Source organism: Peptacetobacter sp. (assembly GCF_029264495.1).
Taxonomy (GTDB): domain Bacteria; phylum Bacillota; class Clostridia; order Peptostreptococcales; family Peptostreptococcaceae; genus Peptacetobacter.
The window spans coordinates 67,300-86,255 of sequence record NZ_JARIBH010000040.1; the positions used below are offsets into that span (position 1 = coordinate 67,300).

Here is an 18,956-nt window from a genome sequence, read left to right on the forward strand (position 1 = left end):
TTTATTATGTATAAAGATGTATTTTTACTATTCTATTTTTTTCTACTTTTTCTATGCAAAACTTACTATTTCCAATTTCTATAACTTCTTTTTCTTCTGGAAGTCTATCTAAATAACCAATTAAATATCCACCAATAGAATCAAATTCTTCCGTTTCTATTGCTGTACCAATTAATTCATTGACTTCTGATATTCTAGTACTTCCATCTACTATATACTCATCTTCTTTAATAACTACTATATCATCTTCATCTTCATCATACTCATCTTCAATATCTCCAACAATTACTTCGACTAAATCTTCTACTGTTAAAAGACCTGATGTTCCACCATATTCATCTAATACTATAGCTATTTGAGTTTTAGCTTTTTTCATATCTTCAAGAAGTTGTGTTATTTTTTTAAATTCATATGTAAAGAAAGGATCTCTCATATAATTTTTTACAGAAAAATACTCTCTTTCTTCTTCTGATAAGAAAATCATATCTTTTATATTGATAATACCTATAATATCATCAACAGAATCTTCATAAACTGGAAGTCTGCTCAATTTTTCTTCTCTGAATACTTCTATTATTTCTTCATAAGTATCATCTACTTCTACAGTTACCATGTCCATTCTTTGTACCATAGCATCTTTAGCTTGCATATCACCAAATTCAAATACATTGTTTATAATTTCTCTTTCTTCAACTTCTAAAACGCCTTCTTCATGACTTACATTTACCATTGTTTTTAACTCTTCTTCTGTAATAAATGCATTTTTTTCATCAGTTTTTATTCCAACTATCCTAAACATAATTTTTGTAAATATATTAAATATCCACACTATTGGCGATAATATTGTTATAAGAAATCTTATTGGTTTTGAAACTATAAGTGCTACTTTTTCTGAATTATTGGCTGCAATTGATTTAGGAGTTATTTCTCCAAATATTAATATGATTATAGTCATTATTGCAGTTGCAGCTGCAACCCCATTTGCACCAAATTTAGCTGTTAATAATGCAGTAGATATTGATGTAGCTGCTATATTAACTACGTTATTCCCTACTAATATTGTATTTAATAATTTATTAGGACTTTCTATTAAAGAAGCCACTAAGCCAGCATTTTTAACATCTTCTTCTTGCATATATCTAATTCTTATTTTACTAAGAGACATCAAAGATGTTTCTGATGCTGAGAAAAATGCCGATCCCATAATTAAGATGACCAACCCGATAATCTGAATCCAACTTTCGAGCGATTCCAAAATTTACCACACTCCTACTTTATTTTTCATTATTGTTTATTTTAGTTTATATTATTTATATTTCATTATATCATAATTATTAATTTTTTTGTTATTTTATTAAAATCTTAATATATACTTATTGTACAATATATACATTAATTTTATCTTAACTATACTCTATCCTAACTTTTGAACCTTCTCCAAGTTCTCCTGATGTAACAACTAATTTAACTGGTACTCTATTTTTAAGTTCTTCAACATGTGATATTATACCTATACTAAGATTAGATGTATGTAATTTTTCTAAAGATTCCATAACAGTATCTAATAATTCAATATCTAAAGAACCAAATCCTTCATCTAAGAAGAAAAATTCTAAAGGTGCATTTCCTTTCATCTGTATCTGAGATGATAATGCAAGTGCTAAAGATAGAGATGTTAAAAATGTTTCTCCACCAGAAAGAGTATCAACGCCTCTTCTTTCACCTCCATTAAAATTATCCCTCATGACAAATTCTAATGATTCATTTATTTCTAATGCATATCTACCATTTGTTATATTAGAAAGTCTTTTCGATGCTTCTAAAGCAATATATTTTAAATGATTTGTAGCAACATATTCAACAAATTTATTTCCTTGTATTATTTTATCTATTTCGTCTAATAATCTATATTCATTAGATATATTTTTATAATCAGCTTCTATTTTTTTTATTTTTTCTAAATCTGATTTCATTGCAGTTATTCTATCAAGTAAAACAGCACTTTCTTTTTCAAGTTCTGTTATTTCATCTTTTAATCTTATTAAAAATTCATTAAGTGCTATAAATTCTTCTTCTTTAACTTTTCTTCCATTTAATTTTTTTTCTAAGTCTTCTATTCTAAAATCTATATTTTTTCTGCCTTCATCATATTCAGATATTTCTTGTCTCATATTTTCTATTTCTGATATATCCATTACAAATTTTTTAACAGTATAAGCACTATCGAATCTATATTTTGCCAACATATCTTTAAGTACATTTTTATAATATCCTAACTGTTCTTCAGTAGTATTACACTCTCCTTGAATTTTACTTCTATTTGTATCTTTTTCTTCTCTTTCCCGACTTTTTTTATCAAAATCATTTTTTAATTCACTATACAAATTATTTATCTTTTCTATTTCTTCTTCTGATTTTTTCAATAATTCATATGGATTTTTACCTTTTGAAATTCTTTGTATTTCATCATTTTTTTCTGTATATTGTTTTTTTAAACTATCAAAATTTTGTTCTATATTTGATAATTTTATCTCTATTGAATGTGTATTAGCTTTATAATTATCAAATAATTTATCTATCTCTGATTTTTGATTTCTAAAAACATTTAATTCTTTCTCTAATTTTTCAGATTCTATTTCATTTAATTTTATTTGCTCAAGCTTACTTATTATATCATCAACTTTTACTATTCTTTTTATAGAAATTATTTCAGTTTCTAATTTATCTTTTTTAGATTTTAATTCTAAAACTCTTTCTGATATAGATAATTTTTGAGATTTTATCCCTTTTAATAATTGTTTTATTCTTATAACTTCCTTATCATTTTTAGAATAATCCTCTTTATATATTTTTAAATCTTCTTCTAATTTTTCTTTTTCCCTATTCCAATCAGAAATATTTAATTTTTCCATATCTAAATTTCTAGATTCAAAATCATATTTTTTAGAAAGTTCTAGTGAATTTCTTTCCCCTATTTCTGTTTTCTTTTTATTAAGAGCCTCCGTTTTTATCTTTTCTTCTGAAATATATCCACTTCTCTTTATCTTTAGGGAATCTAATCTTTCTAATTCTTCTCTCTCATTTTCTTTTTCTTTATTCAACATTCCTTCATAATAGTCTATTCTATCATCATAATTAGTACTATCTTTCTTTATGTGTGTTGTAGATCCACATATAGGACAAGGCTTATTATCTTCTAAATCCTTTCTAATATCAGATATTCTATTTAAATATTTAAATTCATTTATATTTTTATTAGCTGTTTCTATATCTTTTCTAATCTTAAAAATTCTATCTTCAGAACTAGATACTTCTCTACTTATTCTATGTCTTTTTTCTAAACAATTGTTTAGTTCGATTTGTAAATTATCTCTATCTTCCTCTAATTGTCTTAAATTCTTTAATTCAGAACGCATTTCTGTAATATATTCAGTCTTTTTTGTAAGTTCTTCATTAGTTATAGGTCTATTTTTTTCCATTATAGATATTCTGTTTTCTGCTTCTTCTATTTTATTTTTTACAAAATCTCTATCTCTTTCTACTAATTTTAATGCCACATTATTTTCACTATAAGTTAACTCGTATTTTTGTAATTCTATTTCACTTTTTTCCAATTCTTTTTTGATATCCTCTAAAGATTTAATATATTGATATCCTTTTTCAATATTTTGTCTATATGATACAGGAATTGTTATTTCTGTTAATTTATTTTCACTCTCTTTTATTTTATTTGAATAAAGATTTTGTTTCGCTTCTATATTTTCTATTTCTGTTAATAATTCCTTTTTATTTTCATCTAACTCGTCTTTATCTCTTTTTAATAATATCATTTCATTTTTTATTACTTCAACTTCACTAACAAGATTTATCGCTCTTTCAAGTCTAACTTTTTCTTCACTCAATCTAGGAATTGTTTCATCTTTTTTTATTTCTATTTCAGAAAATCTAACTTTAGATATTTCTAGTTCTTTTTTTATAAATCTTATCTCTTCTTCAACTATTTTTAATTGATTTTTAGAATCTTCATATCTTTTTCCTAAAGTTTCGACATTATCTATATATGGATTTATTGTATTTGCATTTTCAGCCTTTTCCATAATTTTTCTTTTTTCTTCTATCTCATCTTTTTTATCTTCATATTTTTTTAATAAATCTTTTTCTTCTTCATATTTTTTTTGGTTTTCATATATTTCTTTATCCAAATTATATTGTTCTTCTTTTTCTTTATATATTCTTTTTTTAATTCTACAATTTTCTTTATCTTCTTCTAACTTTTGAATCATATCATTATATACTTCAACTGTTTTTCCTTCATAATGCGACAATGAAACTTCTAACATTTCAACTTTATTTTTAGTATTATTTTTTTTATTTCTTACTCTCTCTATTAATTTTTTACCATATTTTTCTAGGTTAAAAATTCTCTCTAGCATATTTCTTCTATCTATTCCACCTAATTTAAGAAAATCATTAAATTTATCTTGTGGCAAAACTACTGATTTTGTAAAATCATTCACAGTAAGACCAATTATTTTTATAATAATTTCATTTACATCATTTACTTTTTCAGCTAATACATTTACATTATTTTCTGTTATAATTTCTATAACTCTTGCATAAGAAGTTTTTATTCCACCTGTTTTATTTCTTTCTATTGTTCTATCTACTCTATAGTGTCTGTTTCCTATTTCAAATTCATATCCTATCTCTGCTTTATCAGACATACTATTTATATATTCTTTTGTATTTCTCGCTATACTTCCATAAAGAGATAGTGTTATCGCATCTAATATAGTAGATTTTCCACTACCTGTTTTCCCAAAAATACCAAAAAGTCCTCTTTCTGTTAATTTTTCAAAATCTATGATTTGCCTATTAACATAACTATTAAGACCTTTTATTTCCAATTTTATCGGTCTCATATTTAATCCTCTCCTCCTTCTTGCCCAGCGATTTTCATAAACATATCCATAACATCGCCTTTTGGTTCTACTCCTTTATTAAATATATAAAAATCTTTAAATAGTTCTGCCATTGATTTACTTTTTAAATCTATTGTTTTTTCCTCTTGTTGATATGATATTATAGGCTTAATTTCTATAATATCAGGCATATTTTTTTTCATATATTTTATATCTTCTTGATTTATAACTTCATCTGTTTTTATCTCAAAATAAGACCAAATATCTCTTCCTTTATTTTTATCTGATATATCAAGTGCTTCTTGTATTCCTCTGCATTGGAATAATTCTATTGGTTTATAATTCTTAAATAAGACATCTTCTATTTTAGGTTTTTCCCCTTTGTTTATCTCTACTATTTTTGCTCCTTTTGCATAAACTCTTTCGCTTTTACTATATTGTAATGGTGAACCAGAATAATATGCACATCCTAATTCAGATGCTTTTTGTGGTTTATGCAAATGTCCTAATGCAATATAATCTGATTTATTTGGTAAATCCTTTCTTTCTACTAACAAACTTCCTCCAAGTTGTATTGGTCTTTCTGAATCTGAACTTTCTCCTCCAACAACAAATATATGTGATGCCGTTATATTTATACTATCTTCATCAAAATCTTCTTGAAGATTTCTAAATATGTCTCCTATTTTTTGAGAATATGTTTTTTGTCTATCTTCATCATTTTTTGCTATAAAAGCATCATTTAATCTTTTTTCGCTTGGATATGGAAGAGTTAATAAGTTTATCTTTTCTCCTTTAATAGTTATTTTTGTCATTCCTTCTTTTGCTTCTGTTATTTTAAATCCATCAAATTCACCAACCTTAGTACTACTAAGAGGATTTCCAAATAATAATATCCCTTGCTCATATGCAATAGGAGATGCTGCTTCTATTCTTTCTGGGCTATCATGATTTCCTGCTATTACAACTACACATCTTTTACCCTTTGATGCAATCTTTGATACAGTTGAATAGAATAGTTTTTCTGCTTCTGCTGAAGGATTAGATGTATCATATATATCCCCTGCTATAATAACCATATCTATATTGTTTTCTTCTACTAATTTTATAAAATCCGAACAAAATTTATTTTGTTCATCTATTCTAGAATGACCTTCTAAATTTTTACCTAGATGCCAATCTGAAGTATGAATAAATCTCATATTTCCACTTCCTTTCTATCTATATTTTATAATTACTATATTAATAATATTAGTTATTTACTCTAATAAATTCATCTATATTAAATAAATATAAATATTGTTCTTTTACTTTTTTACCTGTAGTATTTTCTATAACTTTTGCATAAATTTCTAATTGTTTCTTATATCTATTTATAACTTCATCTTTATTTTTATCATTTATAAAATCTGTTTTATAATCTAAAATAACAATTTCATCATCTTCTTCAAAATAAGCATCTACAATCCCTCTAAGCATTATACTTTCATTATAATTAATGTCTTCTTTATAATATAAATCTTTCATATTTATTTCTGTATAAAATGCTTTTTCTCTACCTACAAATTTTGAATTTTTCATTCTTTCCCCTAAATCTGATTTGAAAAATTTATATATTCTAAATATATCTATTACTTCAGATTCTTTTTCTGTTATAATATCTTTTTTAACAAAATCCTCTAATTGTTTTTTTATCTCATCTATAGTATCGGTTTTACTTAAGTCTATTATCTGCATAATAAGATGAACAATACTTCCTCTATGTGTTGCTGTTAATTTTTCTTTTTTATTTTCTTGAATAAACTTTGGTCTTTTTATTTCTGTTTTTTTATCTTCTTTTATTAGAACACTATTTTGTTCATCTCCTATTTCAAAAATTGTGTTATCAGCAATTTCCTCTTCTTCGTTCCAAATTCTTTTTATTTCTGTTACAGAAATACTTCCAGATTTTTCTACACTTTTTTGGTAAGGATAAATATAATCTAATTTTCTTTTTACTATCTCTTTGTAATCAATTTTTTTCTCTCTTGATAATTCTTCTTTTAAAGTGTCCAATAATTTATTTTCATCTTCTATATTATTTCCGATATAATCCTCTCTTTTGTGTATTTTTATTTTCCAATTAGATTCGTCTTCTTTTTCTCCCATATCGTATATTCCTAAATAATCTGATAATGATTCTTTTATATCTTTATGATTTATTACAACCGACATTATCCAATCTAAAAACGAATTAGATTTTAATAAATTATATTTATTTAGATTATTAGAATTCTTTTTCCATTTTTGTATATTTTTATCTATATCACTAACTGAACCTGTTATTATAAGTTTTTCCTTTGCTCTCGTAAAAGCAACATAGAGTACTCTCATCTCTTCTGATAACATTTCTATATTCATTTGTTTTTTTAAGGCTTCTTTCATAATAGATGGATATGATAATCTAGTTTCTAAATTTACAACTTGAGGTCCATATCCTAGATCATGATGATACAATATATTTCTATTCATATCCATTTTATTAAATTTTTTACCCATTCCACCACAAATTACAATAGGAAATTCTAACCCTTTACTTTTGTGTATACTCATAATTTTGACAACATCTGTATTTTCAGATAATATTCTAGCTTCTCCCATATCATTATCTGATTTTTTTAGTTTTTCTACAAAATTTATAAAATTGAATATTCCTTTAAAACTAGTTTCTTCAAATTGTTTGGCTCTCTCAAATAGAATTTTTAAATTTGCTTGTCTTTGTTTTCCAGATGGCAAAATTGCTGTATAGGCATAGTATCCTGTTTCATTGTATAAATACCAAAGCAACTCATCTGTACTTAAAAAAGATGCCTTTTTTTGATATTCTTTTAATCTTTCTAAAAAATCTATTACCTTATCATTATTATTTTCATCTAATTCAGAATATAGTTTCATAGCTTCATATAATGAAACATCTCTATTTACCACTCTTATATCTATAAGTTCTTCTGGTGAAAAATTATATATAGGTGATTTAAGTACTGATAGTAACGGAATATCTTGCATAGGATTATCGATTACTTTTAATAAAGATATAATTGTTTTTATCTCTATTGTATCAAAATATCCTGTTTCTGTATCTGCATATACTGGTATATCCATATTAGTAAATTCCTCTACAAATACATTTGCCCAGTTTGATGTTGCTCTAAGAAGAATAACAATATCTTTATATTTAACTTGTCTGTAATCATCAATTTCTTTATCAAATATTTTCTGAGTTTTTCCTTCTGAATTTTTACCAATTAATTCTTTTATTATTTTTCCAATCGCTCTTGCTTCAAGCTGTATATTATCAATATTTTCTTCATCATAGTCTTCTTCTATAGAAATTTCTTTGTTGGATTTTTTATCTATAATGTGTATATCACAACTTCCACCTACAATTACATTTTCTTCTTTACAGTCTTTAAAAATAGCTCCTGGATTTAATTTTTCGTCATCTGTGTAATCAATTTCTCCAAGTTCTTTGCTCATTATATTTTTAAATATAAAGTTTACAGCATCTAAAATATTTTTTCTACTTCTAAAATTTTTATAAAGCATTATTTTTCTTCCAGATTTTTCTTTTTCTTTCGAATATGTAGCATATTTATGCAAAAATATTTCTGGTTTTGCCTGTCTAAATCTGTAAATACTTTGTTTTACATCGCCAACCATAAATCTATTTGGTTCTTTTATATTTGAAACACTAAGTAATAATGCTTCTTGTACTAAGTTACTATCTTGATATTCATCTATAAATATTTCAATAAACTCTTCACTATATCTTTTAGCTGTTTCCGATGGAATTATATTTCCATTATCATCTTTAGATAATAATATTTCTAACGCAAAATGTTCTATGTCATTAAAATCTATAATCCCTCTATCTCTTTTTAATTCATCAAATTTTTTCCAAAATTCTAAAACAGTATCGGAAATAGATTTTACTATAGGATATAGTATTTCTATTTCTTTTTTTATTACATCTGTATATCTATTTTTATAAACTTCTGTTATTTCTTTTAATTTATCTACTGCTTCATCTCTATAAGATTTTCCAATTTCCCATGCTTCTTTTAATGTATCTGAGTCATCTTTTGAAAGTCTTTTTCCCGTTCTATAATTTTCTGAAGAAAAGCTACTTATTTCTTTTATAAACTCATCCCAGTTTTTATATAATGCACTACTTATGTTATCTATTTTTTCCGCTTCTTTAATTATTTTTTGTGCCTTTTCTATATAATCTAAATATGGTTTAACAGAATCTATTGCTTTATCCATAGTTTCTAAAATTTCTTTCATATCATTTTTTATAGAAGTTACTATTATTTTTCCCCATATTGATTCACTAAAATTGAAGTTCTCATCTACTACAACTTCATCTGCTGCATTGTTTAACCACTCTTTAGGATTTGGAAATGACATTGCAAATTTATATATAGATAATATTAAATCTTGGACTTGATTATCTCCATTTCTTTCTGCAAAACTATCTATAAGATTCAAAAATCTTTTTCCTTTTCCTGTATCTTCTTTTTCAATAAACCCTTTTTCATACATATTTTCAAACACTTCATCTATTGCTTCTTGTGCTATTATTTGGCATTCTGTTGTATCACCTATTCTAAAATTAGGATCTAAGTCAACTAAATGTATATTATTTTTTATAACATCTAAACAAAATGAATGTATTGTTGTTATATTTGCTCTATTTAAATAAAGTATTTGTTTTTGAAGATGTTCATTTGATGGATCATTTTCCAATGCTTTAGAAATTGCATCTCCTATTCTTTCTCTCATTTCTGATGCTGCAGCATTTGTAAATGTAACAATAAGAAGTTTATCTATATCTATTTTCTCTTTAGGGTCTAATATCATAGTTATTATTCTCTCAACTAAAACAGCTGTTTTTCCAGATCCTGCAGCTGCTGATACTAGTAAATTTCCATTTTTATGGTTTATTACTTCTAACTGTTCTTCTGTCCACTTTGTTTTACCCACTCTATTTTACATCTCCTTCCATTTTTTTTATTACATCATCCGTACTTATATTAGTTATTATCTTATATCTATTATTTTTCAATGCTGTATCAAATTTACATATAGAAGAATAGCTACAGAATTGACAAGAATCTTTATCTTTAGATTTCTTTGGTTCTATTTTTATATTTCCACTCATCATATCTGTGCATAAATCTTTTATAGCTTTTTTTATATATTTTCTAATTATTTCAAATTGTTCATCTGTCACACCACTTGTACTTTTTGAAACACTTCCATCTTTTTTTATAGTAGATGCTTTTATTATTTTAGATTTATTTCCTGGAATTTCAAGAGCTTTATCCATATATGATAATATTTTTTTGTCTTTTATTAACATTCCATTCATTTTAAATGATTCAATAATCCGTTCTTCTACTTCTTTTTTGTCTACAAGAGTGTTTTTAGATATTATAGGATTATCCATTCTACTATATAACATTGCTGCTGGTTTTATTGGTATATCATTTGGTAATTTACCACTTTCTAAAATTGCATCCATGTATACTAATAATTGTAATTGTAATCCATAATAAACATCATTTAAATTTATATCTTTTTTACCCCATTTATAATCTACAATTCTTATAAATTCTTTATCTTCTTCATCTATATACTTATCTATTCTATCTATCTTACCTATTAATTCTATTTTTTCATTATCTTTAAATTCAACTTCAATAGAAGAATACTTTCCTTTTTTACCAAATTCTACTTCATAATCTTCTGGTTCAAACTTACCTTGTTTAATTTGATCCGCTATAACTTTTATTGAAACTATTATAAGTGTTTTTAATCTATGTGCTAAATATTTATATTTTGGTGAACTTTCAAGTATAAATCCTGGTATTTTAGAAATTAACTCATCTACCATTTCTGATACTCTAATCTCTATATATTTTTCATCTACTTCATGCCACGTTACTCCATCTCTATTCATGCACTTTGAATAATTTTCTATTATTTTATGTACAAAACTTCCTACATCAGGTGCTGTAAATAAATATTCTTTTCTTTCTTTAGCTTTCATTCCATATTCTATAAAATATGCAAATGGACAATTTGCATATTTTTCTAATCTAGAAACACTTATTGTTTTTGAATTATATAATTCTTTTATTTTTTCTTCATCAACATACTCAAATTGATTAGTAAAATCTATTCCTTCTATTACTCTTTCTGTAATATTTTTATATTTTGTATCTTCTCTATAATATTCATATACACTTTTCCATAAATCATCTATTCCATCTTCAAAATCTTTATCTGAAGATTCTTTTATTTTTTCTACCATAAAGCTAAATGTAGGTATTTTAGAATTTACATTTTTTAAATTTTCTTCTTCATTATTATTTTCATCTTCTAAAATAGTACTTTTAAAATCTACTTTACTAAACAATCTTTTTATTCGTGAAATTATAATAGATGGTCTTTGAGTCTTTCCTTCACTATCTGAAATAGGATAACTAACAGTTAATCTATTTGATGTTGCAGTTATAGCTTTATATACTAAGAATTGTTCTTCAAACAATCTTTTTCTGCTATCTTTATCCAATTCCACATTTATATCAGATAGTTTTGATCTATCTGAATCTGATAACAATCCATTTTCTTTTATTGGCATAGGAAATACTCCATCTACTGTGCCTATAAGATATAAATGTTTTGTGTTCGGGTTATTCATTCTATCGACTTCCGTTATAGTTATCTGATCTATACTAGGTGGAATTGTTTTTAATTCGTATTCATCTAATGCTATATTTATTACTCTAATAAATCTTTCCATAGATATTTTTTCATCACCCATAATTTCTACAAGTTGATCCATTAATTCAGATACTGTATTCCAAACTTGGGCATATCTAGCTGCATATTCCATCATTCCTATTTCTTTTAAGTAATCTATTCTTTTTTCTATTTTTTCAAATATATTTATATCCTCTAAGTATTCATATAAATATCTACAAATATCTTCAACTGTATTTTTTTTCTTAGAAGAAATTTTATCATTAAATGAATTTATAGGTTCCATTATCCTATTTTTTATATCATTTATTCTTTTTTTAGTATCTATCTCAAAATCACTTTCTTCAACTTCATAAAAAGAATCTGGTAATCTATAATCCCAATTTTCTTCAAACCACTTATTTCCAGAAATTCCATTTGCAATAACATAATTTTCAATAAGATTTATTTCATCAGTTGTAAAGTCCAATAATCCACTTTTTAAATATCTAAACATTACTTCATATCCATATCTTCTTTTTTTCATCTCTAGTACAGATAAAATCATTGTTATTATTGGATTATTTTTTGCTTCTGTTTTTTTATTTATATAAAAAGGAATATTATATTCTGTAAATATTGATTTTATAAGTGATTGATATATATCTATATTTCTAGATGCAATTGTTATATCTTTATATCTATAATTTCCATCAATTACATCATTTTTTATTTCTTTAGCTATTTCTTCAATTTCGTTATATAAATTTTTATACTCTCTTATTCTTATACTTTCTGTATTTTTAGAATAAATTCTATATGGATATGAGTTATAGAATTTCTCTAAATGCTCTAATTCTTTATTTCCATTAAATCTTTTTATATTTTCATTACAAAGATTTACATCTTTTTCTACTTTAATTCCTTCTAATTCACATATATTTTTTATTCTGTTATATGTATTTCTAGTACTTGCAAAATAATCTGCATACCCTGTCTTAAAAGGTGAATCCATTGGAAGTATAAATGTTGTATTTTTCGATTTTTTTATTAGTTCGGTTAAAAGTTCATATTGATTAGGAGTAAAACTTGTATACCCATCTATATAAAGTTCCATTTCATTTAAAAATTCACACTCTTTAACTTTTTCTGTTAGCATAGAAATTTTATCATGTGTATCTATATAGTCTTGATGTAATTCTTTTTCAAACTCTCTATATATTTTCGCTACATCTTTTAATTTCATAATTAAATTTTCAGGAAGATTCTTGATATTTTCATCTATTATTTCATCTAATTTGTTTGGAGTTATCATAAATTGTTTTAATTCTGATATCATTTCTGATATAGACGTATTAAATCCTTGTTGATTATATGATTTTGAAAATAATTCTAATTCATTCGCAACTTCTTCAATAGAATTATGAGTTATTATGGCTTTTCCTGCTGCATCAATACCTATTTTTGATAATCCTCCACAATAAGAAAAAACTATATTGGATAATGTTTTTAATCCCATTGGTCTAACTCTCATATACTTATCTTTAGCACCTTCTACAAACATTTTACTTATTCTTTTTTCCATTTCATAAGTATACTGCTCTGGAAGTAATATTATTATTGGATTCTTTTCTATATCTGAAATAGATTTATTTTTAATTTCATTTAGCATATATTCAGTTTTTCCACATCCACTTCTACCTAATATAAATCTAACTCCCATTTTTACCTCCTAATATTCTTCATAAGCTATATCATTTATATTTTTTTGATTGCATAACATATTAAATTCACAAAACTTACATGAATTTAAATTCTTATCTTTAAAATCAGATTTTTTTATTTCTTTTATTAAATTATTTATTTTATTTTTATCATTTTTAAATTTTTCTTCATTATATTTTATTTCTATGGGTTCTAAATAATATTCTGGTTGATAATAATACATCCTTACTCTTACTTTTTCATTATTTTTTCCATATATTTTAGGTATAATTTCATATGCAACTGACATATAGACTATTGTTTGCATCCTCTTTTCTAAATCATTATAATTTATTTTTCTATTTTCTGTTTTCCAATCCCAAATATCTATACAAAGTACTCCGCTTTCTCTATATATAATAGCTAAGTCATATTTAACATTTAGTCTACTTTCTTCATCTATTTTTATTGATAAACCATATTCTGTTAGATATTCTCTATCTTTATATATCGGTACTACATTTTTTACCCTTTCTAGCCATTTACTAAATTTTTCATATTTTTTATCTCCACTAAAATTTCCTACAGGTATATTACTAAAATATCTTTCACACATTAAATGAAATTCTACTCCATATTTTAGACTTTTATAGTATTCCTCTTCGTCTTCTTTTTTCCAATTTATTCCCTGTTCATATTTATATCCAAATTTTTTAGGACATGTTTTAAATGTATTTAATGCATTTTGACTAAATTCAAATCCTGAAAAATCCATTTTAACACCTACATTCTTTTTTATTTTACTTAATATAATATATATTTTTAATTTCTTCTAAATTGTATCTCTTTTTCTATAATCTTAAAATATTCACTTTTTTTCTGTTTTCTTTGATTATAGCTACCTATTGGCTTAGTTATATAATCAGAACCTGATAATATGAGCATTTCTTTTGCTCTAGTTATCCCGACGTAAAATAATCTTATTTTTTCTCTTATAATATCTAGTTTTATTTCTATATTAAAATCCGTTCTTTCTAATCCATTTTTTAATTTTTCAATCTCAGATTTTATAAGTGCCTCAGGATTTTTATACTTTTGCTTAAGATAATACTTTTCACATTGAAAATTACAATTTAAATTATCTGAAAACGAATAATTATTACATTTCAACATAAATACACAATCCCATTCCATTCCTTTTGATTTGTGATATGTACATAATGTTACACTTCCTGGAGTCGGTTCATATCCATTTATATTACTTGTAATATCTAGTATATGTTTAAAACTTTTACACTCTTTATCTTTTAACTTTTCAACTATTTTTTCTATATTAATATCTTCATCATCTCTTTTTAAAATTTTAGTATAGAATGATAAGTACTCTGCTATTGCCATTTCTTCATCTTCTAAATTGATTCTATCCCGAATAAAAAGAATTAATAAATCTACTCTTTTACAAGAATACTCTAATATTTCTCTTATTTTTTCTAATCCATTTATAAATTTTTTAAAAATATCGCTATTATCATCTACAATATCTAAATTTAAATCATAAAATCTATATATTAAATCTTCTGTATCAAATTTTTTAAAAATATTTAAAAAATCAAATTTTCCTTCTTCACTCTCATCAATTATAAAGATTTTTCCAATTAGATTTATTAATTTCTCTGTATCATCATTATTTATAATAAAATCTAATATATCAGATATATTATGTATAACCCTTTTCATTTTTTCTGAGGAGTTACTCAAATTTTCAAATTCTATATCTTCATTTTTTAATTTAATAGCCATTTCTTTACAATCATTGTTGTAAGGTAATAAAACACCAATACTTTTAGTTGGGTATTTTCTTTTTATACCTTTTATAAATTTAACCGTTTCTTTTAATTCCTCGTCAAAAGTTCCTCCTATTAACCATTTTGTATTTATACTATACTTTTCTGGTTCTGGATTCTCTTTATATCCTTTTCCTTTTTCAACAGTTCTTATTTTCATATTTTCTAAAGCATCTCTACATTCTTTTTGGACTAAATCTTTATTTACATAGTCAACTAAAATATTTGCTAAATCGATTATATCTTTACTACTTCTATTTGCCATATCCATTCTATAGCAATAATTAGCATTTTTTATAAAATCTCTAAAAAATTTAGGATTTGATTCTGAAAATGTACCACTTATACTTTGATTTATATCGCCAACTCTAACTAAATTTGGCTTATTACCACCTATTAATTTTATTATTTTTCCTTGTATCTCATTAGAATCTTGACATTCATCCTCAAATATATATTTATATTTTTTATTTAACTTTTCTCTAACCTCTTGATTATCTCTAACTATTCTATAAGCATTTATTAAAAGGTCATCAAAATCTAAAAGTCCATTCATTTTTAAACTTTTACAATACATATCATAAATTGGTGCAACTACTATCATTATTCCTTTATAATTTTCTTCAGAAACTCTTTCATTTAAAATTTCTGGAGTTATTTCTTCATATTTTAATTTGCTTATAGATTGTACTATTAATTCAAAGAATCCTTTTTTCCATTTAAATTCTAACTCAATTTCTTTATCTTTCCTTTTTCTTTCGTCCTTTTCTTTTATTGATGAGTAATCTATAAAATGTTTAAAATAGGATTTTCCTTTTTCAGTGCTTAAATATTTATCTATACACTCACTTAATATTAAATTTTTTTCAACTTCATCTGCAATCATAAATTCATCACTTAACATAGCTGCTTCTGGATTTTCTTTTATTATTTTTGTTGCTAAACTATGTATTGTCATAACTTCATAAGAGTTTGATAATCGTCTTAAAGTTTCTTTGTTTTTTTTCTTAATTTCCCATTTTGTAGTATTTTCTATATCTTCTTTTTTTATTTCTTCTATTTCACTATTTGATAAATCTATTTCTTCATTATCTTTATATTTTTCATTTAGTAATTTTTTTATTCTTCCTTTAAAATTATTTACAGCACTATTCATATATGTTAATACTAATATTTTTTCTTTAGAATCTATATTATTCTCAAGTAATTCTGTAACTAATCTAGTAACGATAAATGTTTTTCCTGCACCTGGTACTGCTGGTACAGCCATAGTTCCAGACTTATATTCCATTATTGGCTTTTGATCTTCTCTATATGTAATTTTACTCATAATAAACCTCTTATACTTATATTGATATTATTTTTCATAATCGAATATTATTTGAAACAATTTTGCTTATTTTTATATTTCATCTTTATCCATTAAATTTATTATCCTAGTATACATAAGACTTTCTTGTAAATATCCATTTATTGAATAATCACTTTTAAAAACATATACTTCTTCAGATGATGATAATAATGAATATAACTGATTGTTCATATAGTATTTTTTTATATTTTCTTCATCAGTATCAGTAAATATATTTCTTTCCTTATATGATTTTCTAAGAACTATTGAATTGTTTATTTCTTTTTCTATCTTCGGATTCCACATACTATTTCCGCAATCAACCCATAGTTGTACTTTTCTGTTAGATAAAGAATTTATATAATAATAGGGAGTTGTAATCATTAAAGCATCCTCATCTGCTACTTTCTTCATTTCTTTAAATGTAATATAGTCTTTAGATATATTTTTCAAAATTATATCTATCTCTTGATACGATATAATGTTATATTCTGCTGCTTCTTCTAATTTTTCACACTCTTCTATTATTTTTTTACATATATCTATATTTTCAATTCCTTTTTCTAATGGTAGTAGTATTTCTATGTAAAATCTTCTCATAAATTCACTTTTCTTTAATTCTTTATCTCTACATGAAAATATTTTATCTATCATATACTCAAGTATTTCAGAATCTATTTTTTCATTATAATTTTTTAATTTATCATACATATATATATCTTCAGTTAAAAATTTTATATTTTTATTATATATCTTATTGGCATTTATTTTATTAACGTTCAATATCAGTGATAGAAATTCTACATACTCTTCTTTAGAAAAAATAATTTTATTGTTTGAAGAATATATACTAGAAGCAATTATTAATGCATTACTAAAATTATAATCAGATATTTTGAAATCTGTATTTGTTGTGAAAAACTTTATCTTTAATTCTTTTAATCTATTGGATAATCTATTTATAAAAATACTTGAACCTGGAGGTACTAATAAAACAGTATTTTTTAACATATGATTGCTTTTACTCATATCATATATTTTAGATACAACTTCATCAATCATTTCATTATATAGTTGTACTTGATAGCATTCTTTTATATTATCTGAGAATACCATTAAGTCATTGTATTCCACATATTTATTTTTATCTAAATCCATTAAATTTATATTTGAATTATTTTCATTTAATAAATTTTCTTTTATATTATTAATATCAAAATTTGATAATATCGAAAAATCTTTTTTTAAATCTCCATAAATATAAACTTCTTTTCCTAATTTTTCAAATACTTTTATTAACTCTAACTCTGAATTAGAAATTTTTTCTATAGAATCAATTATTAAATAATCATATCTTTTTAAAATAGATTCTATATATATTTTATTTTTTAAAAGTTTTGTTGTATATAAATATACTGATAAAGGTAAATCTAATGTTGAATCTTTTATTAATTCATCTACATATTCTGATATAATCTCATCATTTTGAGTATATGACATTCTTTTCAAATTATCTTTATTCTTTTTTGTATAGTATATCTTTTCTCCTGTCGAAAATATATCTGTATCCATAAATGAAGCTACTTTTAAATTAGAAGATATTGATTTATATATATTATCTGTTGTTCCTGTTATATCTTCAAAATAACCTAATTTATATCTGTATTTTTCAACTTTTTTCTTTAGAATGTACTCTGAAACAGAGTATGTTAAATTATGTGGTATATTTTCTTTTGATTCTATTTCTTTGTTTATTAATGTCCAATATTTTTCTAGCTCTTTCTTTATGAATGATATGTATGTTAATATAATTGGTTCTTCAAAATATTTATCTTTATTTATTTTATTTTTTACTTTTTCAATAAGTTTGCTATCTGAAATAAGAAAAAGTATCTTTGAACACTTACCTGATTTTTTATTTATCAGTTCGTTGTATTTTTCAGATACTTTTTCTATAGTTATATTTTTATAATTTTTTATCATATTTTTCTCCTTTTAGATTTTATAAAACATCTGTTCTTATATTATATCATTTTCTTAGAGTTATTCAAAATTAATAGACATATTTTTTTACTAATCTTTATACATATTACATCTTTATTAATTACATTTATATTTTAAAAGAGTATATATTGACTTTTTATATCATAATTTATTTAAATAAAAAAAGCCAACTTAAATTAAAGTCAGCTTTTACTATTTTGTTTATATTTAAATTTAATAAAAAAAGATTACGTGGCTACGTCCTACTCTCCCAGGGGCCTTCGCCCCAAGTACCATCAGCGCTAGAGAGCTTAACTTCTGTGTTCGGAATGGGAACAGGTGTATCCTCTCTGCTATAATAAC

At 23.9% G+C, this 18,956-nt stretch carries 8 protein-coding genes and 1 rRNA gene; all 9 read right to left on the reverse strand.

What is annotated here, in order from left to right; all coding sequences use genetic code 11:
• Window positions 1–4 precede the first annotated feature (4 nt).
• The gene (locus tag Q1J78_RS04120; protein ID WP_300276884.1) at window positions 5–1,258 is read right to left on the reverse strand and encodes an HlyC/CorC family transporter; all 1,254 of its coding nucleotides are present in this window, start codon (window positions 1,256–1,258) and stop codon (window positions 5–7) included.
• Window positions 1,259–1,403: 145 nt separating this feature from the next.
• Window positions 1,404–4,922, reverse strand: coding sequence for an AAA family ATPase (locus tag Q1J78_RS04125; RefSeq protein ID WP_300276867.1), 3,519 nt, complete (start codon window positions 4,920–4,922; stop codon window positions 1,404–1,406).
• Between the two features lie 2 nt (window positions 4,923–4,924).
• Window positions 4,925–6,124: a metallophosphoesterase family protein gene (locus Q1J78_RS04130; RefSeq protein WP_300276869.1), complete on the reverse strand. Its 1,200-nt coding sequence runs from the start codon at window positions 6,122–6,124 to the stop codon at window positions 4,925–4,927.
• Window positions 6,125–6,173: 49 nt separating this feature from the next.
• A complete protein-coding gene (gene addA, locus Q1J78_RS04135) occupies window positions 6,174–9,947 on the reverse strand; it encodes a helicase-exonuclease AddAB subunit AddA (RefSeq protein WP_300276871.1) in 3,774 nt (1,257 codons plus the stop codon).
• 1 nt (window position 9,948) lies between these two features.
• The gene (gene addB, locus Q1J78_RS04140) at window positions 9,949–13,434 is read right to left on the reverse strand and encodes a helicase-exonuclease AddAB subunit AddB (protein WP_300276873.1); all 3,486 of its coding nucleotides are present in this window, start codon (window positions 13,432–13,434) and stop codon (window positions 9,949–9,951) included.
• A 9-nt stretch (window positions 13,435–13,443) separates the two neighbouring features.
• Complete coding sequence (locus tag Q1J78_RS04145) at window positions 13,444–14,190, reverse strand: PD-(D/E)XK nuclease family protein (protein ID WP_300276875.1); 747 nt, start codon at window positions 14,188–14,190, stop codon at window positions 13,444–13,446.
• Window positions 14,191–14,237: 47 nt separating this feature from the next.
• Window positions 14,238–16,589, reverse strand: coding sequence for an ATP-dependent helicase (locus tag Q1J78_RS04150; protein ID WP_300276877.1), 2,352 nt, complete (start codon window positions 16,587–16,589; stop codon window positions 14,238–14,240).
• A gap of 72 nt (window positions 16,590–16,661) precedes the next feature.
• Window positions 16,662–18,593 (reverse strand): hypothetical protein, encoded by a 1,932-nt coding sequence (locus Q1J78_RS04155; protein ID WP_300276878.1) that lies wholly within the window; start codon window positions 18,591–18,593, stop codon window positions 16,662–16,664.
• A gap of 250 nt (window positions 18,594–18,843) precedes the next feature.
• Window positions 18,844–18,956 (reverse strand): 5S ribosomal RNA (rrf, locus tag Q1J78_RS04160); the annotation flags it as partial.

Excerpts from the sequence above, each read along its gene's own strand:
- Q1J78_RS04125 (WP_300276867.1), bottom strand. The coding sequence starts at position 4,922 with ATGAGACCGATAAAATTGGAAATAAAAGGTCTTAATAGTTATGTTAAT.
- Q1J78_RS04130 (WP_300276869.1), bottom strand. The coding sequence starts at position 6,124 with ATGAGATTTATTCATACTTCAGATTGGCATCTAGGTAAAAATTTAGAA.
- addB (WP_300276873.1), bottom strand. The coding sequence starts at position 13,434 with ATGGGAGTTAGATTTATATTAGGTAGAAGTGGATGTGGAAAAACTGAA.
- Q1J78_RS04145 (WP_300276875.1), bottom strand. The coding sequence starts at position 14,190 with ATGGATTTTTCAGGATTTGAATTTAGTCAAAATGCATTAAATACATTT.
- Q1J78_RS04150 (WP_300276877.1), bottom strand. The coding sequence starts at position 16,589 with ATGAGTAAAATTACATATAGAGAAGATCAAAAGCCAATAATGGAATAT.
- Q1J78_RS04155 (WP_300276878.1), bottom strand. The coding sequence starts at position 18,593 with ATGATAAAAAATTATAAAAATATAACTATAGAAAAAGTATCTGAAAAA.